At 58.7% G+C, this 21,351-nt stretch carries 23 protein-coding genes and 1 tRNA gene; 15 read left to right on the top strand and 9 right to left on the bottom strand.

Going from position 1 to position 21,351, the window contains the following annotated elements; genetic code table 11:
* Nucleotides 1-93 precede the first annotated feature (93 nt).
* Entirely contained in the window at nucleotides 94-1,131 is a 1,038-nt protein-coding gene (locus tag A6U86_RS33020; protein WP_083197065.1) for a DUF1254 domain-containing protein, read from the top strand.
* A 382-nt stretch (nucleotides 1,132-1,513) separates the two neighbouring features.
* Here A6U86_RS33020 and A6U86_RS33015 read toward each other — a convergent pair.
* Nucleotides 1,514-1,603 (bottom strand) — tRNA-Ser (locus A6U86_RS33015).
* A 233-nt stretch (nucleotides 1,604-1,836) separates the two neighbouring features.
* Between A6U86_RS33015 and A6U86_RS33010 the strand changes: the two genes are divergently transcribed.
* The 9 genes from A6U86_RS33010 (at nucleotide 1,837) to deoA (ending at nucleotide 10,466) form a co-directional block, all read left to right on the top strand.
* Entirely contained in the window at nucleotides 1,837-2,154 is a 318-nt protein-coding gene (locus tag A6U86_RS33010) for a hypothetical protein (RefSeq protein WP_068400921.1), read from the top strand.
* 350 nt (nucleotides 2,155-2,504) lie between these two features.
* The gene (locus tag A6U86_RS33005; protein WP_068400919.1) at nucleotides 2,505-3,500 is read left to right on the top strand and encodes a BMP family protein; all 996 of its coding nucleotides are present in this window, start codon (nucleotides 2,505-2,507) and stop codon (nucleotides 3,498-3,500) included.
* 80 nt (nucleotides 3,501-3,580) lie between these two features.
* A complete protein-coding gene (locus A6U86_RS33000) occupies nucleotides 3,581-5,092 on the top strand; it encodes an ABC transporter ATP-binding protein (RefSeq protein ID WP_068400916.1) in 1,512 nt (503 codons plus the stop codon).
* Between the two features lie 7 nt (nucleotides 5,093-5,099).
* The gene (locus tag A6U86_RS32995; RefSeq protein ID WP_068400913.1) at nucleotides 5,100-6,203 is read left to right on the top strand and encodes an ABC transporter permease; all 1,104 of its coding nucleotides are present in this window, start codon (nucleotides 5,100-5,102) and stop codon (nucleotides 6,201-6,203) included.
* A 7-nt stretch (nucleotides 6,204-6,210) separates the two neighbouring features.
* Nucleotides 6,211-7,185 carry an ABC transporter permease gene (locus A6U86_RS32990; RefSeq protein ID WP_068400910.1) on the top strand — a complete coding sequence of 325 codons (975 nt, stop codon included), beginning with the start codon at nucleotides 6,211-6,213 and terminating at the stop codon, nucleotides 7,183-7,185.
* A 3-nt stretch (nucleotides 7,186-7,188) separates the two neighbouring features.
* On the top strand, nucleotides 7,189-7,581 hold the full coding sequence (locus A6U86_RS32985) for a cytidine deaminase (RefSeq protein WP_068400908.1): 393 nt from the start codon (nucleotides 7,189-7,191) through the stop codon (nucleotides 7,579-7,581).
* Nucleotides 7,578-8,384: a purine-nucleoside phosphorylase gene (locus A6U86_RS32980; protein WP_068400905.1), complete on the top strand. Its 807-nt coding sequence runs from the start codon at nucleotides 7,578-7,580 to the stop codon at nucleotides 8,382-8,384. The genes A6U86_RS32985 and A6U86_RS32980 overlap by 4 nt, the downstream gene beginning before the upstream one ends.
* Complete coding sequence (gene deoC, locus A6U86_RS32975; protein ID WP_068400902.1) at nucleotides 8,381-9,154, top strand: deoxyribose-phosphate aldolase; 774 nt, start codon at nucleotides 8,381-8,383, stop codon at nucleotides 9,152-9,154. The genes A6U86_RS32980 and deoC overlap by 4 nt, the downstream gene beginning before the upstream one ends.
* A 4-nt stretch (nucleotides 9,155-9,158) precedes the next feature.
* The gene (deoA, locus tag A6U86_RS32970) at nucleotides 9,159-10,466 is read left to right on the top strand and encodes a thymidine phosphorylase (RefSeq protein WP_068400899.1); all 1,308 of its coding nucleotides are present in this window, start codon (nucleotides 9,159-9,161) and stop codon (nucleotides 10,464-10,466) included.
* A 7-nt stretch (nucleotides 10,467-10,473) separates the two neighbouring features.
* On the opposite strand, the gene A6U86_RS32965 is transcribed toward deoA, so the two are convergent.
* The 8 genes from A6U86_RS32965 to A6U86_RS32930 form a co-directional block, all read right to left on the bottom strand.
* Nucleotides 10,474-11,001 carry a TIGR02281 family clan AA aspartic protease gene (locus tag A6U86_RS32965; RefSeq protein WP_068401184.1) on the bottom strand — a complete coding sequence of 176 codons (528 nt, stop codon included), beginning with the start codon at nucleotides 10,999-11,001 and terminating at the stop codon, nucleotides 10,474-10,476.
* A 126-nt stretch (nucleotides 11,002-11,127) separates the two neighbouring features.
* Nucleotides 11,128-11,757 carry a uracil phosphoribosyltransferase gene (upp, locus tag A6U86_RS32960; RefSeq protein WP_068400897.1) on the bottom strand — a complete coding sequence of 210 codons (630 nt, stop codon included), beginning with the start codon at nucleotides 11,755-11,757 and terminating at the stop codon, nucleotides 11,128-11,130.
* 120 nt (nucleotides 11,758-11,877) lie between these two features.
* Complete coding sequence (locus tag A6U86_RS32955; protein ID WP_141683866.1) at nucleotides 11,878-12,570, bottom strand: hypothetical protein; 693 nt, start codon at nucleotides 12,568-12,570, stop codon at nucleotides 11,878-11,880.
* 129 nt (nucleotides 12,571-12,699) lie between these two features.
* Complete coding sequence (locus A6U86_RS32950) at nucleotides 12,700-13,668, bottom strand: adenosine deaminase (RefSeq protein WP_068400891.1); 969 nt, start codon at nucleotides 13,666-13,668, stop codon at nucleotides 12,700-12,702.
* Complete coding sequence (locus tag A6U86_RS32945) at nucleotides 13,665-14,885, bottom strand: phosphopentomutase (RefSeq protein ID WP_068400888.1); 1,221 nt, start codon at nucleotides 14,883-14,885, stop codon at nucleotides 13,665-13,667. The genes A6U86_RS32950 and A6U86_RS32945 overlap by 4 nt, the downstream gene beginning before the upstream one ends.
* A 132-nt stretch (nucleotides 14,886-15,017) precedes the next feature.
* Entirely contained in the window at nucleotides 15,018-15,605 is a 588-nt protein-coding gene (locus A6U86_RS32940; RefSeq protein ID WP_068400885.1) for a TadE/TadG family type IV pilus assembly protein, read from the bottom strand.
* Nucleotides 15,602-16,225: a TadE/TadG family type IV pilus assembly protein gene (locus A6U86_RS32935; protein ID WP_068400882.1), complete on the bottom strand. Its 624-nt coding sequence runs from the start codon at nucleotides 16,223-16,225 to the stop codon at nucleotides 15,602-15,604. Before A6U86_RS32935 ends, A6U86_RS32940 begins: the two co-directional genes overlap by 4 nt.
* A 154-nt stretch (nucleotides 16,226-16,379) precedes the next feature.
* Entirely contained in the window at nucleotides 16,380-16,805 is a 426-nt protein-coding gene (locus A6U86_RS32930; RefSeq protein ID WP_068400879.1) for a pilus assembly protein N-terminal domain-containing protein, read from the bottom strand.
* A gap of 403 nt (nucleotides 16,806-17,208) precedes the next feature.
* On the opposite strand from A6U86_RS32930, the gene A6U86_RS32925 reads away from it, so the two are divergent.
* The 5 genes from A6U86_RS32925 to A6U86_RS32905 all read left to right on the top strand — a co-directional run bounded on the left by A6U86_RS32925 (nucleotide 17,209) and on the right by A6U86_RS32905 (nucleotide 21,320).
* On the top strand, nucleotides 17,209-17,391 hold the full coding sequence (locus tag A6U86_RS32925) for a Flp family type IVb pilin (protein ID WP_068400876.1): 183 nt from the start codon (nucleotides 17,209-17,211) through the stop codon (nucleotides 17,389-17,391).
* A gap of 97 nt (nucleotides 17,392-17,488) precedes the next feature.
* A complete protein-coding gene (locus A6U86_RS32920; RefSeq protein WP_068400873.1) occupies nucleotides 17,489-18,001 on the top strand; it encodes a prepilin peptidase in 513 nt (170 codons plus the stop codon).
* Nucleotides 18,002-18,164: 163 nt separating this feature from the next.
* Entirely contained in the window at nucleotides 18,165-18,980 is an 816-nt protein-coding gene (cpaB, locus tag A6U86_RS32915; protein ID WP_068401182.1) for a Flp pilus assembly protein CpaB, read from the top strand.
* 14 nt (nucleotides 18,981-18,994) lie between these two features.
* On the top strand, nucleotides 18,995-20,527 hold the full coding sequence (locus A6U86_RS32910; RefSeq protein ID WP_068400870.1) for a type II and III secretion system protein family protein: 1,533 nt from the start codon (nucleotides 18,995-18,997) through the stop codon (nucleotides 20,525-20,527).
* A gap of 13 nt (nucleotides 20,528-20,540) precedes the next feature.
* A complete protein-coding gene (locus tag A6U86_RS32905) occupies nucleotides 20,541-21,320 on the top strand; it encodes a CpaD family pilus assembly protein (protein WP_244510145.1) in 780 nt (259 codons plus the stop codon).
* Nucleotides 21,321-21,351: the final 31 nt, after the last annotated feature.

Here is a 21,351-nt window from a genome sequence, read left to right as displayed (position 1 = left end):
ATAGGGTGACTGTCAATGATGTCCGTATGCTTCCGTATCTGGTTGATCTACTAGTTTCGTTGCGAGAAATCAGCGTTATTAGGACGAACCACGATGGGAAACGCCGGATTGAGGATTGTTGCGGTTATGGCGCTGGGGGTTATAGGTTCCGCTGCGTTCGCGCAGACAAGTGCTTCGCCAACAGAGCCTGTGACTTTCGAAAGCTACAACCGCGCTCAAACCGATGTTAATTTTGCCGGAGTGGTCAAGAGCGGCGGCTTCGGAAGATTTAAGCATGGCCGCGAGCTTGCCCCTCCCGCGCAGCAAGGCATTGTCCGTCCCAACCGTGACACGTTGTATTCCTTTGCGATTGTGGATCTCGATGCTGGGCCGGTGACGATTACGCTTCCAGACGCCGGCAAGCGCTTCATGGGGATGCAGATCGTCAATGAAGATCAATACACGGTGTCGACCTTTTACGGGGCGGGCACCCACACGCTGACGAAAGAGAAGATTCGCACACGCTACGCCATCGCTGTCGTTCGTTTCCTTGTCAATTTCTCGAATGAGGGAGATGTCGGGCAGGTTCATGCCTTACAGGATGCGGTGACACTGAGCCAGGAGCATCCCGGTACGTTCGAAATCCCCAATTGGGATGAGAAAAGCCTCAAAAAGGTGCAATCGGCGCTCCAACAGCTTGGGACGACGGTTTCAGACACGCGACACATGTTTGGCGGCAGCGAAAACGAGGTCGATCCAGTCAAGCATCTGATTGGAAGTGCCATGTTGTGGGGCGGGTTCCCTGAGAAGGATGCCCTCTATCTCCCAACGACACCGATCCAGAACAACGGCAACGTCATTCACAAACTGAAGGTCGCGGATGTGCCCGTGGACGGCTTCTGGTCACTGACCGTCTACAACGACAGGGGCTATCTCGTGCCAAACCCCTTTAGCGCCTATTCGGTGAACAGCGTCACCGCGAAGAGAGGGCCGGACGGTTCAGTCACCATTCAATTCGGCGGATGCGATGGCAAAATCCCGAACTGTCTGCCGATCACGGAAGGGTGGAATTATACGGTACGCCTCTTTCGCCCACGGGCGGAAATCCTTGATGGTACCTGGGTGTTTCCTTTGGCGCAGCCCGAGGGCTGAACTCAATATTTAGCGGCCCGGCATCTTTTAGATTTTAGCTGGACCGCGGCATTGACCGGAATATCGGGCGTCACCGCACTGCGGAGAGATGTCGAGGGATTGCAGTATCTGAAGGCTGCTTAGTTCACAGAGCCGTGGAGCCGGAAATCCGGCTCTGCGGCTTTCCATCGTTCAGCATTTCCACATCGCTGTTTGCGCCGATCCGGCTTTGCCGATTGCCGGCAGGCTCTGCTCAATGGTCAGCCGCGCCCGCAATCACGGCCTTACACAAATAGCGAACGACTGCGATCAGGCACATCCGTGCCGAGAGCAAACAATATAGAGAGAATACTTATTCTACGACCCAGCCACACTCTAGACGCTATGCTGCGCTGGAGCCTGATGGCGGACAAGGTGGGATTCGAACCCACGGTACGCTTTCACGCACACACGCGTTCCAGGCGTGCGCCTTAAACCACTCGGCCACCTGTCCATCTGCACCTTCGCATCCGATAAAGGAGCTATTGTGGGAACGGCGCGATATATACCGATGAATTTTCCAGGATCAACCCGAATCTGACAGTTTTTTGACTTCTGGACAAAAAACTACGCGCTTGCCCTCCATTGCGTTTGTTTCATTCTCAACTTATCTAAGTCAAAGGGCGGAAAAAGAATGCAACCGGCCAAGCGTGTACGGCCGGGATAATTGAGTATCCGGAGGGTTTTATGCGTTTCCTGTTGCGTTTTGGCAGTCTCGTCGCGCTGGTGGTTGCGGTCATCGCCGGAACCATCGATTCCATCCAGTCTGTCGCTGCCTCGGCGGTGGTCCTGACCCCGATGGGCGACGCCTGGAATGATGTCAGCCCGTCATCGCTGGCCACGGTTCGCTCGGCGATCGCCTATTACATTCATCCCCGCTTCTACGACATGGCGATGCAGTGGCTGTTGTTTCAGCCGGCTTTCGCCGTGTTCCTGGTGATCTCGCTGCTGCTGTGGATGGTCGCTTACAAGCGACCGCCGCTGATCGGTCGGTTCAGCGCCTGACGCGCCGTAAAGCGCTTCCGGGAGCTATGCTGTTCGGGGATTTCGGGCTTCCGGAAAAGGCGCTTGCGGACAGGTCTGGCCATGGACCGCAAGGAAGTAAAAACCGCCTTAATGACTATTAAAATCGCAGCTTGAAAGCAAAATTGTTTAAAAAACGGCTCCTTTGAGCGGGTTTTCAGCAATTCCCACAAAATTTTACCAACTGAAAAATTTCTCGTGAATTTTTCATGCAGCCATGCAAGGATGCTCGCTAGCTTGGCCTCGGGGGAGGCCGGCGTTTCCGCAGACATGCCCGGTCAACGGGCTTGCGGGAGGACCCAACAAAGATAGCAACAACAGGGCTGCGACTCATGAAAAAATCCCTTCTGACCCTTTTCGCCTTGGCCGCCATGTCGGCGACGGCGCTTGCGGCCGATATCAAGCCCGCGATCGTCTACGGAACCGGCGGCAAGTTCGACAAGTCGTTCAACGAATCTGCCTATAACGGCGCTGAAAAGTTCAAGAAGGAAACCGGCATCGCTTATCGCGATTTCGAGCCGACCGGCGACACTCAGGGCGAACAGGCGCTGCGCAACTTCGCCAGCAAGGGCTTCAACCCGGTCATCGCCGTCTCCTTTGCCTGGACCTCGGCTCTCCAGAAGGTTGCTGCCGAATATCCGAAGACCGAATTCGTGCTGATCGACGACAGCCTTGATCTGCCGAACGTCCGCTCCGTCAAGTTCAAGGAAAACGAAGGCTCCTACCTCGCAGGCGTCATGGCTGCTCTGTCCTCGAAGTCCGGCAAGGTCGGCTTCGTCGGCGGCATGGACATTCCGCTGATCCGCAAGTTCGAATGTGGCTACGAGCAGGGCGCCCGCGCCACCAATCCGAAGATCGAAGTCTTCCAGAACATGACCGGCACGACCGGCGCTGCCTGGAACGACCCGGTTCGCGGCGGCGAGCTCACCAAGAACCAGATCGACCAGGGCGCCGACGTTGTTTACGCGGCTGCCGGCGCGACCGGCCTCGGCGTGCTGCAGACGGCTGCCGACAACAAGAAGCTTTCGATCGGCGTCGACAGCAACCAGAACTACCTGCATCCGGGCTCGGTTCTGACCTCGGTCGTCAAGCGCGTCGACCTGGCCGTCTACAACGCCTTCTCCGATGCCAAGAACGGCAAGTTCACGCCCGGCACCCAGGAGCTCGGCCTGAAGGAAGACGGCGTCACCGTTGCTATCGACGACAATAACAAGCCACTCGTCACCGCGGCTATCCAGGCTGCTGTCGACAAGGCTCGTGCCGATATCGTCGCCGGTACCGTCAAGGTCCACGACTATACGGTCGACAACGCCTGCCCGAAGAGCTGATATGAAACAAGGGCGTATGACGGATCAAAACGTCATACGCCCTTTTCTTATCCTGAATCCGGTTTCGGGAGCCTATTATTGTGAGCCAGACCTCTGCCATTGAGCTCGTGGGCATCGACAAGAAGTTCGGTGCAGTCCACGCCAACAAAGATATCAACCTGACCGTCGCCAAAGGTTCGATCCACGGGATCATCGGTGAGAACGGTGCCGGGAAATCGACGCTGATGTCGATCATCTACGGATTCTATCAGGCCGACAGCGGCGAGATCCGCGTCAACGGCAATGCCATCACCATCCGTGACAGCCAGGCGGCGATATCAGCCGGCATCGGCATGGTGCACCAGCACTTCATGCTGGTCGAGAATTTTACCGTCCTTGAAAACGTGATGCTGGGCGCCGAAGGCGGCGCGCTGCTTGCCAAGGGCGTCGCCGCCGCGCGCGCCGAACTTGGCCGGCTGGAAAAGGATTACGGCCTGGACGTCGATCCGGATGCGGTGATCGAAGAGCTTCCCGTCGGCCAGCAGCAGCGCGTCGAAATCCTGAAGGCCATGTATCGCGGCGCCGAGATCCTCATCCTCGATGAGCCAACCGGCGTTCTGACACCGGCCGAGGCCGACAATCTGTTCCGCATTCTTCGGGTGCTGCGCGATCAGGGCAAGACGATCCTTCTCATCACCCACAAGCTGCGCGAAATCATGGCGATCACCGATACGGTGTCGGTCATGCGCCGCGGCGAGATGGTCGCCACCCGCAAGACGGCGGAAACCACGGTGGAAGAACTGGCCGAACTGATGGTCGGCCGTCGCGTGCTGTTGCGCGTCGAGAAGGGCGCCGCCAATCCCGGCGATGTCCTGCTTTCGGTGCGCAACCTCACCGTCAAGGATGGCCGTGGTGTTACCATGGTCGACAATGTCTCCTTCGATGTCCGCGCCGGCGAGATCGTTGGCATTGCCGGCGTTGCCGGAAACGGTCAGTCCGAGCTGTTGGAGGCGATTGCCGGTATCCGCAAGCCGGCCTCGGGCGAAATCCTCCTGCATGGCAAGCCGATAGGCAACGCCGATCCCGCGGTGCTTCGCGACCTTGGCCTTGCCCATATTCCGGAAGATCGCCACCACATGGGCCTCGTCCTCAAGTTCGAGGAATATGAAAATTCCATGCTCGGCTATCACCGTGACCGCAAATACGGGCGCGGCGGCATGCTCGATCTCGACGCCATGCGCAAGGACGCGATCGAGAAGATCGAGAAATACGATATTCGTCCGCCGAATGCGCGGCTGAAGACCGCCAACTTCTCCGGCGGCAACCAGCAGAAGATCGTCGTCGCCCGCGAAATCGAGCGCGATCCGAAGGCTCTCCTGATCGGCCAGCCGACACGCGGCGTCGATATCGGTGCGATCGAGTTTATCCATCGCCGCATCATCGAGATGCGCGATGCCGGCAAGGCGATCCTGCTGGTCTCGGTGGAACTGGATGAGATCCGCGCATTGTCGGACCGCATCCTTGTCATGTTCGCCGGCCATGTGGTCGGGGAAAAGTCGGCCGAGGCCGGTGAACAAACGCTCGGCCTGATGATGGCCGGCATTGCCGCGTGAGGCCTTGATGAGTACCGCTTCCGTTCCGCTTCCAAATTGGATCAATTACGGCCTGATCCCCATCCTCAACCTGATCGTTGCTTTCCTGATTTCGGGCCTCGTGGTCTGGTTCATCGGCGAGAGCCCGCTTGATGCGCTGGTCCTGCTCCTGCAGGGTGCTCTTGGCAGCGGAGAGGGCATCGGCTTTACCCTTTACTATGCCACCAGCTTCATCTTCACTGGCCTTTCGGTCGCCGTCGCCATCCATGCCGGCCTGTTCAACATCGGCTCGGAAGGCCAGGCCTATGTCGGCGGCCTTGGCTGTGCTCTGGTCGCTCTGGCCCTGGACAGATATGTGCCCTGGTATGTGACGATGCCCTTCGCGGTGATCGGCGCAGCAATCTTCGGTGCGCTCTGGGCGCTCATTCCCGCCTGGCTTCAGGCCAAGCGCGGCAGCCATGTCGTCATCACCACAATCATGTTCAACTTCATCGCCTCGGCGATGATGAACTTCATCCTGGTGCATGTGCTGATCGTGCAGGGCAAGATGGCGCCGGAAACCCGCACCTTCCTCGAGGGTGGTCAGCTTCCGAAGCTCGACTGGCTGATGGCCATATTCGGCTCCACCATCGGTGCCGCACCCTTGAACGTGTCGTTCCTGATCGCTCTGGTCATGTGCGTGCTGGTCTGGGTGCTCGTCTGGCGCACCAAGCTCGGCTACGAGATGCGCACGCTCGGCCTCAGCCCGACGGCCGCCGTCTATGCCGGTATTCCCTATGCCCGTACGGTTATCATCGCCATGCTGATCTCGGGCGGTCTCGCCGGCATGATGGCGCTTAATCCGGTCATGGGCTCGTCGGCCCGCCTGCAGGTCGAATTCGTGCTCGGTGCCGGGTTCGTCGGCATCGCCGTCTCGCTGATGGGCCGGAACCATCCTTTCGGCATTATTCTGGCGGCGATCCTGTTCGGCATCCTCTACCAGGGTGGCGACGCGCTATCCTTCGACATGCCGAACATCACGCGTGACATGATCGTGGTCATCCAGGGTCTCGTCATCCTGTTCGCGGGCGCCCTGGAATATATGTTCCGGCCGGCACTCGTGCGTATCTATCAAACATTCGCCAGGACGTGAGGATCACATGACTGACTATTATGATCTTCTCATCAGCATACTTGGCTCGACCATTCGCCTGTCGATTCCGCTGATCTTTACCGCACTGGCGGGCCTGTTTTCCGAGCGTGCCGGCATTTTCGACATCGGCCTCGAAGGCAAGATGCTGGCATCAGCCTTTGCGGCGGCCTGTGTCGCCTCGATCAGCGGCTCGCCATGGGCGGGGCTTGGCGCCGGCGTCTTCGTGTCGGTTTCCGTCGGCCTGCTGCACGGTTTTGCCTCGATCACCAATCGCGGCAATCAGATCGTCTCGGGCGTCGCCATCAACTTCCTGATGGCCGGCTTGACCATCGTTCTCGGCCAGGCCTGGTTCGGGCAGGGTGGTCGCACGCCGACGCTGCCGGCCACCTCGCGCTTTTCCGCCATCACCCTGCCGGGCGCCGATGCCATTCGCGACGTACCCTTCATCGGGCCGCTCTATGCCAATGTCATTTCCGGCAATAATATCCTGACCTATCTGGCCTTCCTCGCCGTGCCGATTTCCTGGTGGATCCTCTATCGCACCCGTTTCGGCCTGCGGTTGCGTGCCGTCGGTGAAAATCCCGGCGCGGTCGATACCGCCGGCATTTCGGTCGAGTGGCTGCGATACAGGTCGTTGATCGTCGCCGGCGTTCTCTGTGGCTTTTCCGGCACCTATCTCTCCATCGCCCAGTCGGCCGCCTTCATCAACAATATGTCGGCTGGCAAGGGCTATATCGCTCTCGCCGCGCTGATCTTCGCCAAATGGAAGCCGGTGCCGATCATGTTCACCTGCCTTCTGTTCGGCTTCCTCGATGCCTTCGCCAATTTCATGCAGGGCAAGACGATTCCGGGCATTGGCGAGGCGCCGGTACAGATTTTCCAGGCGCTGCCCTATATTCTGACCTGTATCCTGCTCGCAGGCTTCATCGGCGTCGCCAAGCCTCCGAAGGCCGGTGGCGTGCCCTATACCAAGGAGCGCTAGTCCATGTCGCACGATCTGTTCGAAGCCGCGCGCGGAGCGATGGCTTTCGCTCATGCGCCCTATTCGAAATTCCCCGTCGGCGCGGCGATCCGCGCCGAAGACGGCAAGATCTATGCCGGCGCCAATATCGAGAACCTGTCCTTCCCGCAGGGCTGGTGCGCCGAACCCACGGCGATCAGCCATATGATCATGGGCGGCGCCAAGAAGATCGTCGAAATGGCCGTCATCGCCGAAAAGCTGCCGCTGTGCCCGCCCTGCGGCGGCTGCCGGCAGAAGATCGCCGAATTTGCCAGCAAGGAAACGCGGATCTATCTTTGCGACGAAACCGGCGTGAGGAAGACCATGACCATGGACGAGCTACTGCCCTTCAGCTTTGAAACTGAGATACTCGGATGAGTGCCGCCATCGATATTCTCAGGGAGAAGCTCGGCGATCTGAAGCCGCGCTACGGCATCATCCTCGGCTCCGGCCTTGGCTCGCTTGTCGATCAGGTGAGTGACGCCCTGCGCATTCCCTATGCCGAACTGCCCGGCTTCCCCGTCAGCGCAGTCTCGGGCCATGCCGGCACGCTGGTCGCGGGCAAGCTCGGTGATGTCCCGGTCATCATGCTGTCGGGCCGCGTGCATTACTATGAAAAGGGCGACGCCAACGCCATGCGCGTGCCGATCGAGACCTTGAAGGCGCTCGGTGTCGATACGCTGATCCTGACGAACTCGGCCGGGTCGCTGCGCGAGGAGATGCCGCCCGGATCGGTGATGCAGATCACCGACCACATCAACTATTCCGGCATGAACCCGCTGATCGGCGAGGAAAGCGACAAGCGCTTCGTCGGCATGACCAGCGCCTATGACAGCGATCTGATCATGCGCATGCGCAAGGCGGCGGAAAAGGCCGAAATCAAGCTGTCACACGGCGTCTATATGTGGTTCTCCGGACCGAGCTTCGAAACGCCGGCGGAAATCCGCATGGCGCGTATTCTGGGTGCCGATGCCGTGGGCATGTCGACCGTGCCGGAAGTCATTCTGGCGCGTCTTTTCGGGCTTAGGGTTGCCGCAGCCTCCGTCGTCACTAACTATGGTGCTGGCATGACCGGTGGTGAACTCTCGCATGACGAGACCAAGGACATGGCTCCGGTCGGTGGCGCGCGTCTTGCCGCCATCCTGAAAGAAATGATTGCGGACGGAGGAGATTCCCAATGACGAGCCATTCCCTCAGAGAAACGGCGGCCGTTGCGCTTTCCCTGCTCGACCTCACCAATCTCAAGGATGATTGCACGCCCGCGCAGATCGAGACGCTTTGCGCCCGCGCCCAGTCGCCCTATGGCAATACCGCCGCCATCTGCATCTGGCCGCGTTTCGTCGCCCAGGCGCGCGGCATTCTCGGGACCGGCCATGCGGTCAAGATCGCGACCGTGGTGAATTTTCCCGCTGGCGACATGGAAGTTGCCGATGTTGCTGCCGAAGCCCGCGAGGCCATTGCCGATGGCGCCGACGAGATCGACCTCGTCATTCCCTATCGCGCGTTTCTGGCCGGCAATGAACAGGCCGTTACCGATATGGTCACTGCTGTTAAGGCCGAGTGCAAGGGACCGGTCATCCTGAAGACGATCCTTGAAACCGGCGAGCTGAAAGATGTCGCGCTGATCCAGCGCGCCTCCGAGCTTGCTATCGACGCAGGCTCGGATTTCATCAAGACCTCCACGGGCAAGGTTGCCGTCAACGCGACGCTCGAAACGGCTGACATCATGCTGCGGGCAATCCGCGCCAGCGGCCGCAAGGTCGGTTTCAAGCCAGCCGGCGGTATCGGTTCGGTGGCCGATGCGGCACTGTATCTCAGCCTCGCCGAGACCATCATGACGCCGGATTGGGCCATGCCCTCGACCTTCCGTTTCGGCGCATCGAGCCTGCTCGACGATATCCTCAGCGTATTGGCCGGCGGAGAGTCAAAGACAGCTTCGTCAGGCTATTGATCCGATGATCCCGCAGGAAATCATCCGGTTGAAGCGGAACGGCGACACTTTGTCGGCCGCCGACATCGAAGGCTTCGTCGGTGCATTGGCGCGCGGCGAATTGGCGGAAAGCCAGATCGGCGCATTTGCCATGGCCGTATGGTTTCGCGGCATGACGCGGGAAGAGACGGTGGCCCTGACGCTCGCCATGGCGCGCTCGGGCGATACGCTCTCCTGGGAAGGCATCGGTAGGCCGATCGCCGACAAGCATTCGACGGGCGGCGTCGGCGACAATGTCTCGCTGATGCTCGCCCCTATCGCTGCGGCCTGTGGTCTCGCAGTTCCCATGATCTCCGGCCGGGGCCTCGGCCACACCGGCGGCACGCTCGACAAGCTGGAATCCATTCCCGGCTATGGAATTACCCCGGATGCCGCCCGTTTCCGCAAGGTGGTTGGCGAGGTGGGCTGCGCCATCATCGGCCAGACCAGTGCGCTCGCGCCCGCCGACGGCAAGCTTTATGCGGTGCGGGATGTTACCGCGACCGTCGATTCCGCGCCCCTGATCACCGCTTCGATCCTGTCGAAGAAACTGGCGGCTGGGCTGGAAACCCTGGTACTCGACGTTAAGATCGGCAGCGGCGCCTTCATGACGTCGCAGGAAGAGGCGGAGACGCTGGCGCGCTCGCTGGTGGAAGTCGCCAACGATGCCGGCGTGAAAACCTCGGCCTTGATTACAGACATGAACCAGCCTTTGGCTGATGCGGCCGGCAATGTCGTTGAGCTAAGCAATTGCCTGGGTTTCCTGAAGGGCAAGAAGGCGGGCACACGGCTGGAAACGGTGGTGCTGGCCTTTGCCGTCGAGATGCTTGTTCAGGCCGGCATCGCTGCGAGCAATGCCGAGGCGGAGAGCAGGGCGCGCGACGCCATTTCCTCCGGCAAGGCAGCCGAGGTGTTTGGCCGCATGGTGCATGGTCTCGGCGGTCCGGCTGACCTCCTCGAAAACTCTGATCGATATCTGGCGGCTGCACCCGTGCAAAAGCCGGTTCTGGCCTCTTCCGACGGCTGGCTCGGTGCCTGCGACGCGCGTGCGATCGGCGTTGGTGTCATCGATCTGGGCGGCGGGCGCCGTCGACCTCAGGACAAGATCGACCATCGTGTCGGTTTCAGCGATATCCTGCCGCTCGGCACGAAGGTCAGCAGGGGCGATCGTATCGCGACTGTTCATGCGACGGACGAGGCGAGCGCGGAAAAGGCCGCAGCCGACCTGGCGGCTAACTATAGCCTCGTCGAAGCAGCGCCCGATCTGCCGCCCGTCATCGTCACGCGGATCTGACGCGCAGCTATTGCGTCAGGCGCATCGTGTCGTTCTGGACGCTGTAGGACTTCAATCTCTTCAGGAAGCTCATGCCGATCAAGGTCGACGTCACCAGGGCATTGTCTTTCGCCACCACAGCCTCGACATCGCGGACCCGTATATTGCCGATCTCCAGGCGTTCGAGCTTGACGAGGGCGACCTTGGAAGCGCCATTCGCGGTTTGGATCGTGTAGCGATAGTCGAGATCGACACTGCTGAAGCCAAGGCCGCGCGCTGTGCTTTCGTTGATGGCGACATAGGTCGCGCCCGTATCGATCATTCCATGCACTGACCGGCCATTGATCGTGAAGTCACCCTGATAGTGGCCGCCCGCATTGGCGCGCAGCAAAACGCTGCCATAGGAAACAGGAGCTTCGATCTTTTCCGGTGCAAGTGAAACCGCCTCTACCGGTGCCGGCTTCTGAGTGGCTTTGTCGTATTCGTTCACGAGCATCGGCACCTGGGTAGCCCCAGCGGCAATAACACCGGCAACGACAAGAAGACGAACGAGCATCGGCAAGGCCCCTCCTGCGGGCATCACCATGTGTAAGCCAGATTTGCTGAAATGCCGCTAAGGCAATCAATAAAAAGCCCGACAGTTGAAGACTGCCGGGCCCTGAAGAAAAGTATAGTGCCGAATTTACTTCGTGCCGTACATGCGGTCGCCAGCATCGCCGAGGCCGGGCACGATATAGCCCAACTCGTTCAGATGGCTGTCGATGGCCGCAGTGAAGACCGGCACATCCGGATGCGCCGCCCGGAAATTGGCAAGGCCTTCCGGAGCAGCCAGCAGGCACAGGAAGCGGATATTGTGAGCGCCGCGCTCCTTCAGCTTGTCGATGGCGGCGATCGAGGAATTGCCGGTTGCCAGCATCGGATCGACGACGATGATCAGGCGTTCGGAAACATCCTCCGGCGCCTTGAAGTAATATTCGACCGGCTGCAGCGTCTCGTGATCGCGGTAGACGCCGATATGCGAGACGCGCGCCGAAGGCACGAGATCGAGCATGCCCTCAAGCAGACCGTTGCCGGCGCGCAGGATCGACGCGAAGACCAGCTTCTTGCCTTCGAGGATCGGCGCATCCATCGGCTGAAGCGGCGTTTCGATCGTCTCGATCGTCAGTTCCAGATCGCGCGTCACTTCGTAACAGAGCAGCGTCGAAATCTCGCGCAGCAGGCGGCGGAAGCTCCCTGTCGACGTCTCCTTCTTGCGCATGATTGTGAGCTTGTGTTGCACAAGCGGGTGATCGATGACAGTGACGCCGTCCATGGGTTCAGCCTTCCAATAATTCCGTGATATGAGATGTTTCTTTCACGGAAATCGCCTCTGGTGCAAGAAAATAGGGAAAAGAGGGTGATGTCATCCCCAAGCGCATCCGATGATTGCTGATTATTTTTTGATTAGTGCGTTGGGATAAATTGTCCCATCGGGGCCAAATTTGGCAATCTGCGCGAGACAAAAGGCGGCCCAAGCGCTGTCGTTGACCTTTGCCTCCTCAACAGAGGAAGGGTTTCGGTCGAACCATTCCAGGAAGCGTAGCTGTTCGGCGGCGTATAAAAACTGCAATCGGCCGCCTTCTCCGAAATCGCTGGCATCTATTCCATATTTCGCCAGATATATGTGTATTGCGGCGGCGGTTTTAAATCCCTGACATCTGTTTGCCTGAGCCACACTAACGTAGTTGCTGACTACTTGACGTTCTGTGCTGTTGGGAAGGCCGTTGTCGCCAGCTGCGACAATCTCTTCAAAGGAAACGCCAACAATACCCTTTTTAATCAACCAGTTAGTGTCTCTTGAGCCATTTTTCCCATAGAGGTCCATTGCCTCGCCGCACAGATCGTTCAACGTTCTATTTTTGAGGGTGGAAATTTTATCCCAGCGCTCTTTGACGAGACCAGCTTCTAGAGATTTGCTGACAACTCGTGCGGTTGCGGCAGCAAACTCCGGTCCCGGCGTAAGAAGTGGGCAAACAGATAGGTAAGCTGCTGCGGTTGTTACACGATTGCGCTCACTGTCGTCCGCGCACGCCGTTCCTGATATGCTTGCAAATGTCGCAAACAGGGCAATTATCAATCTTAGCATGTATAAAAGCCTCAAATTCATCTATAAATTGAATTGAAACTAAATATACGATCTAGACAAGAGAAAAATACCAAATCAGTCAATGCCCAGAAGGTAGAGAAAAAGACCATTCACAACGACGTTGTAAAATTAAATCTTGGCCAGCAGCGTTGCCCGTGTCGCCTCGTCCACAAAGGCCGCCTCGATCGCCGTGCGCGTCATCACGTTGATATCGTCGTCGCTAAAGCCGAAGGCCGATGATGCCAGCTCGTATTCCCGCTTCAGCGAGGTGTGGAAGAAGGGCGGGTCGTCGGAATTGATCGTCACTTTCACGCCGGCGTCACGCAGCTTGCGCAGGGGATGTGACTGGAAATCCGGGAAGACGTTGAGCGCGATGTTGGAGCCGGGGCAAACTTCCAGCACGGTACCGAGATCGGCAAGGCGCTTGACCAGATCCGCATCCTCGATGGCGCGCACGCCATGGCCGATACGCGCCGGGCGCACCAGCTCAACGGCATCGGCAACCGAAAAGGCGCCGCAGACTTCGCCGGCATGGATTGTTATGCCGAGACCGGCCTCGCGGGCGATATCGAAGGCGCGGGCATAATCGGCAACGCGGCCCATGCGCTCCTCGCCGGCCATGTTGAAGCCTGTTATCAGCGGATTGTCGCTTTTGGCCGCATATTCGGCAGCCTTCACCACACGATCCGGACCGAAATGGCGTTCGCCGGTAACGATGAGCCGCGCTTCGATACCGGTCTTTGCTTTGGCGGCACGGATGCCGGCCGAAACGCCAGCCATATAGGCGTCGGCGCCGAGGCCGATGCGGTCGCCATGGTCGGGCGAAACGATCAGCTCGCTATAGATCGTGCCGATGGCGGAAAGCTCTTCGAGATAGGTTTCCGTCAGCAGCGCATAGTCTTCCTCGGTGCGGTAGACCTCGGAAACCTTGTCGTAGCAGACGAGGAATTCGGCAAAATCCTTCCAGAGATAGACGCCGTCCTTAAGGAATGCGCTGGTATTGACGTTATACTTCTGCGCCTGTGCAAGCGTCAGCGCCGGCGGAGCCGCGCCTTCCAGATGGCAATGCAGCTCCACCTTCTTCAAATGCGATGTCAAAGGAAACTCCTCCCATGCGGCCCTGCCGCAATTCCCAGATGTTGTGCGACAGTCTCACCGATATCGGCGTAGGTCTGGCGGACGCCGATTGAGCGCGGGCGGATGCCCGGTCCATAAGCCATGATCGGCACGCGCTCGCGCGTGTGATCCGTGCCGCGCCATGTCGGGTCACAGCCGTGATCGGCGGTGAGGATGACGAGATCGCCAGCCTTCAGCTTTTTGTACATCTCGGGCAGCCGGGCATCGAAAGCTTCGAGCGCCGCCGCATAGCCCGGCACATCGCGGCGATGGCCGTAGAGCATGTCGAAATCGACGAAATTGGTGAAGACGAGATCGCCGTCCTCGGCCTCGTCCATGGCCTTCAGTGTGGCATCCATCAATGCCATGTTGCCATTGGCCTTGATGACCCTCGAAACACCCTGATGGGCGAAGATATCGCCGATCTTGCCCACGGCGTGGACCTTACGCTCAGCCTTGACCAGCCGGTCGAGCAGGGTGGGTTCCGGCGGCAGCACCGAGAAATCACGGCGGTTGCCGGTCCGCTCGAAGGTCGCCACAGTCTCGCCGATGAAGGGGCGGGCGATGACGCGGCCGATATTGTAGGGATCGAGCAGGGTACGCACGATCTTGCTGAGCTCGATCAGCCGACCGAGCCCGAAATGCTGCTCATGGGCGGCGATCTGGAAGACGGAATCCGACGAGGTGTAGCAGATCGGCTTGCCGCTGCGGATATGCTCCTCGCCGAGCCTGGTTATGATATCCGTGCCGGAAGCATGACAATTGCCGAGAATGCCGGGCAGGTTGGCTGCCTCGCAGATGGCCTTCACCAGCTCCGGCGCGAAGGCGTCGCCCTCCGTCGGAAAGTAACCCCAATCGAACGTAACCGGCGTTCCGGCAATCTCCCAATGGCCTGATGGCGTGTCCTTGCCGCGTGAAATCTCGCTGGCGCAGCCATAGAGGCCGTATAGCCTTTCCGGCTGCGGCATCCCGACCGGATAGTTGCCGGTGGCCGCCTTGGCGATCTCCAGCAACCCGAAGGCGGACATGTTCGGCAAAGCTAGCGGCCCCTGGCGCAGACCTTCGCGGTCGGCGGCATCTGCGGCGCAGAATTCGGCGATATGGCCGAGCGTATCGGCGCCCTCATCGCCATAGCTTGCCGCATCCGGGCCGCCACCGACGCCAAAAGAGTCCAGAACGAAAAGAAAGGCGCGCGCCATAGATCACCCGATAAAGATCATAGCACCCTGCAGCTTCTGCCCGGTGCTTTGGACGTCACCCATATAACGGAGGCATCGACTTGGCAATTTTCCGTTTGGAGCCGCCGCGGACCGTTCGGCGCGGCGCGGGGGTCAGCAATCGCTGCAGCTGATCGAGCTGCCGACGCGCTGGCGATAGTAATATTGCCGGCTGATCGTGATCTGGTTTGTGCCGCTTGGCAGGAAATTGGTTCCGAAACTGAGGAGCTGATACGGGAGGGCAAGCTCGCTGCGTATCAGGAAGGTGCTTGCCTGGTTCATATTGTTCGGGACAGTGAGAGCGGTGCCGGGAGAATAGGGCCTTGTCCCATCCTGCGCCCAGGACCATGCAACGGTAGCATTGCCGCTGGCATCGACAGCGATGCCGGTGATCTTCAACGTCAGGCCGGTGGTGGCGTAGGGCGCAAAGATGGCGCTCGCTACGGAGGGCATTGTCGCCAGGTCCGATTTTACAACGCTTGACCGCTGCGACAGGATATCCGCAACCGATCCGGCCGCGCGGCTGGCGCGCTTGGAAACGTTGAGGCCAACGGTAAGCTCGAAAGCGCCGAGGTAAAGCATCAGCAGCACGGGGAAGAGAATGGCGAATTCGATCGCGCCGACGCCCCGCTGATCCCGGGCAAAGCGCCGCAGGATGCCGAAGGACACGCCTTCCTTCTCAATCCTAGATTGCTCGCTCATGGATAGTTCTCATTCTGGAAAGCCGCTGTGGCAACGATGAGATAGGTCGTCGGCATCGAGCCATCCGAAGGCTTGATGTTGCTGAGATAGGGACGCAGCAAATCGATGATGATCTGCCAGCGATAATAGGCACGCACCATGTTCAGGGTCTTCGCGCCGCCGGGTGCGAATGCAAAGCCGGTTGTGTTGAGATCGGAGTAGGGGTCCGTCGACGATTGCCGCGGAATGGTGGTCGGCATGGCGGCGAAGGTCGAATAGCTTTCGACATCCAGATAGAGGCTGGCAGGTGTCGCTACTTCCGTCGTTGAACAGGTGATCAACACCGAGATCTCGTTGCAGAATGCCTGGCGAAACTGCTGCTGAGTGGTGTTGGCCGCTGTCATTTGCCCGGTTCTGATCTGGCGCGACAGGGTATCGACCGCATTGGAAACGACTTGCTCGGCCGTAAAGGCGACAAAGGTTTCGATGATTGCAAAGACGATCAGGAAATAGGGAATGGCAAGCAGGGCGAATTCGATGGCGGCAGCCCCATCGCGCGACCGGACGAGTTTGCGCAAGCCTCCGCGGGCGCGTCGCCGCGCTGAATTATTGCTCCCGGAAATATTTTCGTCTGATATCATCGAACATCCGCGGCGATTTACACGCGGACGAAACTAGAGATGCTTTCTTGATAATCCGTTTCGCTTCTCTCTTTATATTTAAAGGAAGTCGGTATTATTAATAAGAAGGCAATACTTATATAGTACTTTATAATATTTGAAATAATAAATAAGGCTATTGCCCGGTTGGCGCGGCCCCTGGAGTATTGTTCTGTTGCTGCGCATGCTGCTCGCAATTGGGCGCGCATGACAATACGGCGCGATCGGTCTGGCGGAAGACACGGACCGTATTGCCTTCATCGATCGACACCAGGATTTGCTCGTCAACGATGGCATTGCCGTCCGCATCTAGCAGGATGATGTTCGTTGTTCCGAAGTTACGGCCGGTCAAGACGATGGTCTTCGGGTCCGCCACGGTTGCGTCGGCGACCTGGGAGTTTCCAACGATGACTTTGGCGACCGGGCGATCGAGCTTCAATACGCGCGCGTGATCCATATAGACGCGCAGCATGCTTTCTCCGGCAGCGTGCGAGAGCTGCGGCGTCATGCCGGCCAGGGCGACGATACCGATAAGAAATGCGGTTTTGCCGCCGATTGGCATGGTTGAGCCTCTTGAAGCATATGACGAAAGGATTTGCCGGACAGAATGAGAAAGAATGGTGAATGAACGATTAAGACAAGCTCTGGCCGTTCGAATATGATGCAAATGTGCCATCCTTGGCTTCGACTTCGGATTTTCTACGCCCAGCATGCATTACTTTGGGGCAAATCGCATATCGTCCTAATATTCATACATCTAATAGTTTCTTTTTAGCTGAAGATTTTCTTTAAAAATGGATAGGAAGACATAAGCTCGCCATTAACTATTCTTTTTGAGCTTCGAGATTTACAGCCTATTAACCCACTTCCTTAAAGCGATGGAAACGGCACGAGGCTACCGTGCAACTCATCCGATCAACGGCAACAGTTGACGGACGTGCTGTCAACAAAGTGGAGTTAAATTTATGTCCAAGCTTTTTTCGCGCTTCCTGAAGGACGAATCCGGCGCGACTGCAATCGAATACGGTCTGATCGCAGCTCTCATCTCGGTCGCCATCATCACCGGCGCAACCACCCTGGGCTCTACGCTCAGCACTACCTTCCAGAACATCTCGAACAAGATGAACAACGCCGCTACCAAGTACTAAGCGTAGTCAATATACGCTCAGCGGCTTTTGATATTAATAAGCCGCCCAAGGCATTTGGGCGGCTTTAAGGTTTGATAAAACGGTATGGGCGGGTGAAATGCTGGAAGTCGCGGCTTTACTTATCTTTCCGCTCTGCATGTCGATTGCAGCGATCTCCGATCTGCTGACGATGACGATCCCAAATCGCGTTTCCTTGGCGCTTGCGGTGTCATTTCTGGTGTTGGCGCCCGTTTTCGGATTGTCACTTCCGGAAATCGGTATGCATTTTGCCGGTGCCGGCCTTGTCTTTCTTGCCTGCTTCGCATTCTTCGCGCTGAACGTCATGGGCGGCGGCGATGCCAAGCTTCTGGCAGCCGCCACGCTCTGGTTCGGCTTCGACACCTCTCTTCTGGAATTCCTCGTCTATGTCGCGTTTATCGGCGGCGTGCTGACGGTGCTGATCGTTCTGCTTCGATCGCAATCCAACATCATCATGGCCATGGGTCTTCCCCTGCCGAATTCGCTGGTGGTCGCCAAGAAAATTCCATACGGCATCGCCATCGCCATTGGAGGCGTGCTCGCCTTTCCCTCGTCGCCGCTCCTGATCGCCGCGACCCGAGGAGTGCTTTGAGCCGAAAGCCGCCAGTTTAACTCAAATCATCGTATATGTTTTTTCTAATATATATCAAGTATTGATGGTTAAGTAATAATAAATGTAACCTACCGTTAACCATAATTACACCAATTGCGGAGCATTCTACGGGGCGAAGAATCCTATTCCCCAAGGAATGACCATGAAACCCGCTCGCATAATGATACTCGCAGTGGCGGCCGTCGCGGCAGGTCTGGCCGGCATGCTGGCGATGCGTCTGGCTGGCAAGCGCGATATCGTACCGCAGCAGATTGCGGCGGTTGTGGAAAAGGAAGCGACTGTCAATGTTCTCGTCGCAAGCGCCAATCTGCCCGTCGGCTCGCGGTTGAACGAGCAGATGGTCCATTGGATGGCATGGCCGGAAGGTGGTGTCGTCAAGGGTCTCATCACCGAAAATCAAAGACCCGACGCCCTGAAGGATCTGAACGGCGCGGTCGTCCGCCTGCCGATCTTCGAAGGCGAACCGATTCGTGAGGAAAAGGTCGCTGATTCCAGCAGCGGCATCCTGTCTTCGCTCCTGCCGTCGGGCAAGCGTGCCGTTGCCACCGAGATTTCCGTCTCCACCGGCGCCGGCGGCTTCATCCTCCCGAACGACCGTGTCGATGTCATCATGGTTCGCAAGGGCTCGCAGCAGCAGCTCGTCACCGAGACCGTGCTCAGCAATGTGCGGGTGCTGGCTGTCGATCAGCAGATCGAGGAAAAGCAGGATGGCGGCAAGGCTGTGGTCGGCGCCACCGCAACGCTTGAATTGACACCGGACCAGACGAAAGTCCTGGCCGTCGCGCATCAGATGGCGGACCGGCTGACATTGGCATTGCGCTCCGTCGCCGACGCGCAGCAGCCCGATACGACCGCGGCCGACTATTTGCTGGCCGGCGATAATGGCGGCGGGCTCGTACAGGTCATCAAGTCGGGAACAATCGTGACCGATGGCCCCAGCGGGCCGAAAGCACAATGAGAAGGGGCGGGATCATGTTCAAGATAAGCAGGAAAGCCAGCCTCCCCCTTGCTGCGGCTCTATCCTTCTCTGTTGCATTTGCGGGGCTGCCGCTGGCAAACATTCCGGCGTTCCTGCGCACGCAGGCAGCGCTTGCTGGCGGTTCCGACAGCATCGTCACCATTGCCGGTCTCGGCACGAAGCGCACTTTGAAACTCGGCCTCAACAAGGCGCTTGTGGTCGATCTGCCGGCTGACGCTCATGATATCCTTGTGTCCGACCCGAAGATGGCGGATGCCGTAACGCGCACATCGCGCCGCATCTATCTGTTCGGCAAGACGGTGGGCCAGACGAACATCTTCGTCTTTGGCGCGGACGGCAAGGAGATCGTCAGCCTCGATCTTCAGATCGAACGCGACATTGCCGGCCTGCAGGACAATATCAAGCGTTTCATTCCGGACTCCGATATCAACGTCGAGATCATCTCCGACAATATCGTCCTGACGGGCATGGTGCGCACGCCGCAGGATTCGATCCGCGCGCAACAGCTCGCCCAGGCCTTTCTGAAGGGTGGTGAAGCGACGACCCGCACGGAGACGGCCTCCGGCACCGGCGGCGACAGCTCGGTTGCGCTCTTCGCCGAGGGACGCCAGTCCTCGCAGATCGTCAATATGCTGCAGATCGAAGGCGAAGATCAGGTGACGCTCAAGGTCACGGTCGCCGAGATCAAGCGCAGCGTGCTGAAGCAGATCGGTTTTGACAATCTGGTCAGCAACTCCTCCGGCCTGGGCGTGGCGCAGCTCGGCAATATAGGAAATACCGGAACCACGAATTTCGTGGGAGTGAACGGTGATCCGACCAACGCGACCGGCGCCGGCGGTCTCTCGACGCTCTTCAAATATGCCCTCGGCAAATACAATATCAGCAGCTATCTGAACGCTCTCGAACAGGCAGGCGCAGTGCGTACCCTGGCGGAGCCGACGCTGACAGCGATTTCGGGACAGGCCGCAACATTCAATTCCGGCGGCCAGACGCTCTATTCCACGACCGACAAGGACGGCAACACGACCATCACGCCGTATACCTACGGTATTACACTGGCGTTCACGCCCGTTGTTCTTGCCGGCGGCCGTATCAGCCTGCATGTGCAGACCCAGGTCTCCGAACCGGTCGCATCGTCGGCAACCCCGACCTATAACCAGCGTGCCGCCAATACCTCGGTCGAGCTGCCGTCCGGAGGCTCGATCGCCCTTGCCGGCCTCCTGAGCGACAATGTGCAGCAGACCACTTCGGGAACGCCTGGAGCATCAAAAATCCCGCTCCTGGGTGCCTTGTTCCGCCAGAAGAGCTTTCAGCGTGACGAAAGTGAGCTTGTCATCATCGCCACTCCATATCTCGTGCGCCCGGTGGCGCGCGACAAGCTCGCCCGTCCGGATGACAATTTCTCGCCGTCGAACGATGCCGGCGTCTTCTTCATGAACCGTGTCAACAAGATCTACGGCCGCAAGGATGCGCCGCCGGTTGCCGATGCCGATTTCCACGGCACCGTCGGCTTCATCTACAAATGAGGGGATACGGATCATGATGCGCATCTTTCAAACCGGATCAACCAGAGATCACAAGATGGCCAGCCTCGACCGCAATACGCCTCGTACCGTCCGGCCCCGGCTTCCGGCATTGGCCCTTGTTGCTCCGATGTTCATCCTGACGGCGGTGCTCGGCGGTTGCGCCGGCTCCCCGGACGGCATGACCACTAGCGCCATCAAGGATGATTATCGTCAGCGCCACCCGATCGTGCTGACGGAGAAGGAACATAATATCGACATACCGGTGTCCGCCAGCGACCGACATCTGACCACCGGCATGCGCGATACCATCCGCGGCTTCGTGCAGGACTATCGGGCGCATGCAAGCGGAACCGTCGAAATCCTCTCGCCGCGAGAGTCGGTCAATGCCGTGGCCGCATCTGCGCTACGCCAGCAGATTCGCAGGGAACTCGTGACAAACGGCATACCCTCGGGCCGCGTCGTCGACAGCTACTATGTCGCCGGTGGCCCCGAGGATGCTGCGCCGATACGACTGCGCTTCACAGCGACGACAGCAGCCACCAATTCATGTGGTCAGTGGCCGGATGATCTCGCCGACAATGCTTTCGACAATCAGAATTACTATAATTTCGGCTGCGCAACGCAGCATAATCTCGCCGCGCAGGTCGCCAATCCCACCGATCTGGTTTCACCTCGCGCAATGACGCCGATCGACGCCGATCAGCGCAGCAAGGTGATCAGCGATTATCGCACTGGCGCGACCCCAACCAGTACGTCGACACTCACCGGGTTAGGTTCCGGAGGCGGAAATTGAGAGCAGAGGGCCGGCGAAACAGGATGAGACC

The sequence above is a fragment of the Rhizobium sp. AC27/96 genome (assembly GCF_001692325.1).
Classification (GTDB): Bacteria; Pseudomonadota; Alphaproteobacteria; order Rhizobiales; family Rhizobiaceae; genus Rhizobium.
This window is presented reverse-complemented; position numbering and strand designations above follow the sequence as displayed.

Excerpts from the sequence above, each read along its gene's own strand:
- A6U86_RS33020 (WP_083197065.1), top strand. The coding sequence starts at position 94 with ATGGGAAACGCCGGATTGAGGATTGTTGCGGTTATGGCGCTGGGGGTT.
- A6U86_RS33010 (WP_068400921.1), top strand. The coding sequence starts at position 1,837 with ATGCGTTTCCTGTTGCGTTTTGGCAGTCTCGTCGCGCTGGTGGTTGCG.
- A6U86_RS33005 (WP_068400919.1), top strand. The coding sequence starts at position 2,505 with ATGAAAAAATCCCTTCTGACCCTTTTCGCCTTGGCCGCCATGTCGGCG.
- A6U86_RS32995 (WP_068400913.1), top strand. The coding sequence starts at position 5,100 with ATGAGTACCGCTTCCGTTCCGCTTCCAAATTGGATCAATTACGGCCTG.
- A6U86_RS32990 (WP_068400910.1), top strand. The coding sequence starts at position 6,211 with ATGACTGACTATTATGATCTTCTCATCAGCATACTTGGCTCGACCATT.
- A6U86_RS32985 (WP_068400908.1), top strand. The coding sequence starts at position 7,189 with ATGTCGCACGATCTGTTCGAAGCCGCGCGCGGAGCGATGGCTTTCGCT.
- A6U86_RS32980 (WP_068400905.1), top strand. The coding sequence starts at position 7,578 with ATGAGTGCCGCCATCGATATTCTCAGGGAGAAGCTCGGCGATCTGAAG.
- deoC (WP_068400902.1), top strand. The coding sequence starts at position 8,381 with ATGACGAGCCATTCCCTCAGAGAAACGGCGGCCGTTGCGCTTTCCCTG.
- deoA (WP_068400899.1), top strand. The coding sequence starts at position 9,159 with ATGATCCCGCAGGAAATCATCCGGTTGAAGCGGAACGGCGACACTTTG.
- A6U86_RS32965 (WP_068401184.1), bottom strand. The coding sequence starts at position 11,001 with ATGCTCGTTCGTCTTCTTGTCGTTGCCGGTGTTATTGCCGCTGGGGCT.
- upp (WP_068400897.1), bottom strand. The coding sequence starts at position 11,757 with ATGGACGGCGTCACTGTCATCGATCACCCGCTTGTGCAACACAAGCTC.
- A6U86_RS32955 (WP_141683866.1), bottom strand. The coding sequence starts at position 12,570 with ATGCTAAGATTGATAATTGCCCTGTTTGCGACATTTGCAAGCATATCA.
- A6U86_RS32945 (WP_068400888.1), bottom strand. The coding sequence starts at position 14,885 with ATGGCGCGCGCCTTTCTTTTCGTTCTGGACTCTTTTGGCGTCGGTGGC.
- A6U86_RS32940 (WP_068400885.1), bottom strand. The coding sequence starts at position 15,605 with ATGAGCGAGCAATCTAGGATTGAGAAGGAAGGCGTGTCCTTCGGCATC.
- A6U86_RS32935 (WP_068400882.1), bottom strand. The coding sequence starts at position 16,225 with ATGATATCAGACGAAAATATTTCCGGGAGCAATAATTCAGCGCGGCGA.
- A6U86_RS32930 (WP_068400879.1), bottom strand. The coding sequence starts at position 16,805 with ATGCCAATCGGCGGCAAAACCGCATTTCTTATCGGTATCGTCGCCCTG.
- A6U86_RS32925 (WP_068400876.1), top strand. The coding sequence starts at position 17,209 with ATGTCCAAGCTTTTTTCGCGCTTCCTGAAGGACGAATCCGGCGCGACT.
- A6U86_RS32920 (WP_068400873.1), top strand. The coding sequence starts at position 17,489 with ATGCTGGAAGTCGCGGCTTTACTTATCTTTCCGCTCTGCATGTCGATT.
- cpaB (WP_068401182.1), top strand. The coding sequence starts at position 18,165 with ATGAAACCCGCTCGCATAATGATACTCGCAGTGGCGGCCGTCGCGGCA.
- A6U86_RS32910 (WP_068400870.1), top strand. The coding sequence starts at position 18,995 with ATGTTCAAGATAAGCAGGAAAGCCAGCCTCCCCCTTGCTGCGGCTCTA.
- A6U86_RS32905 (WP_244510145.1), top strand. The coding sequence starts at position 20,541 with ATGATGCGCATCTTTCAAACCGGATCAACCAGAGATCACAAGATGGCC.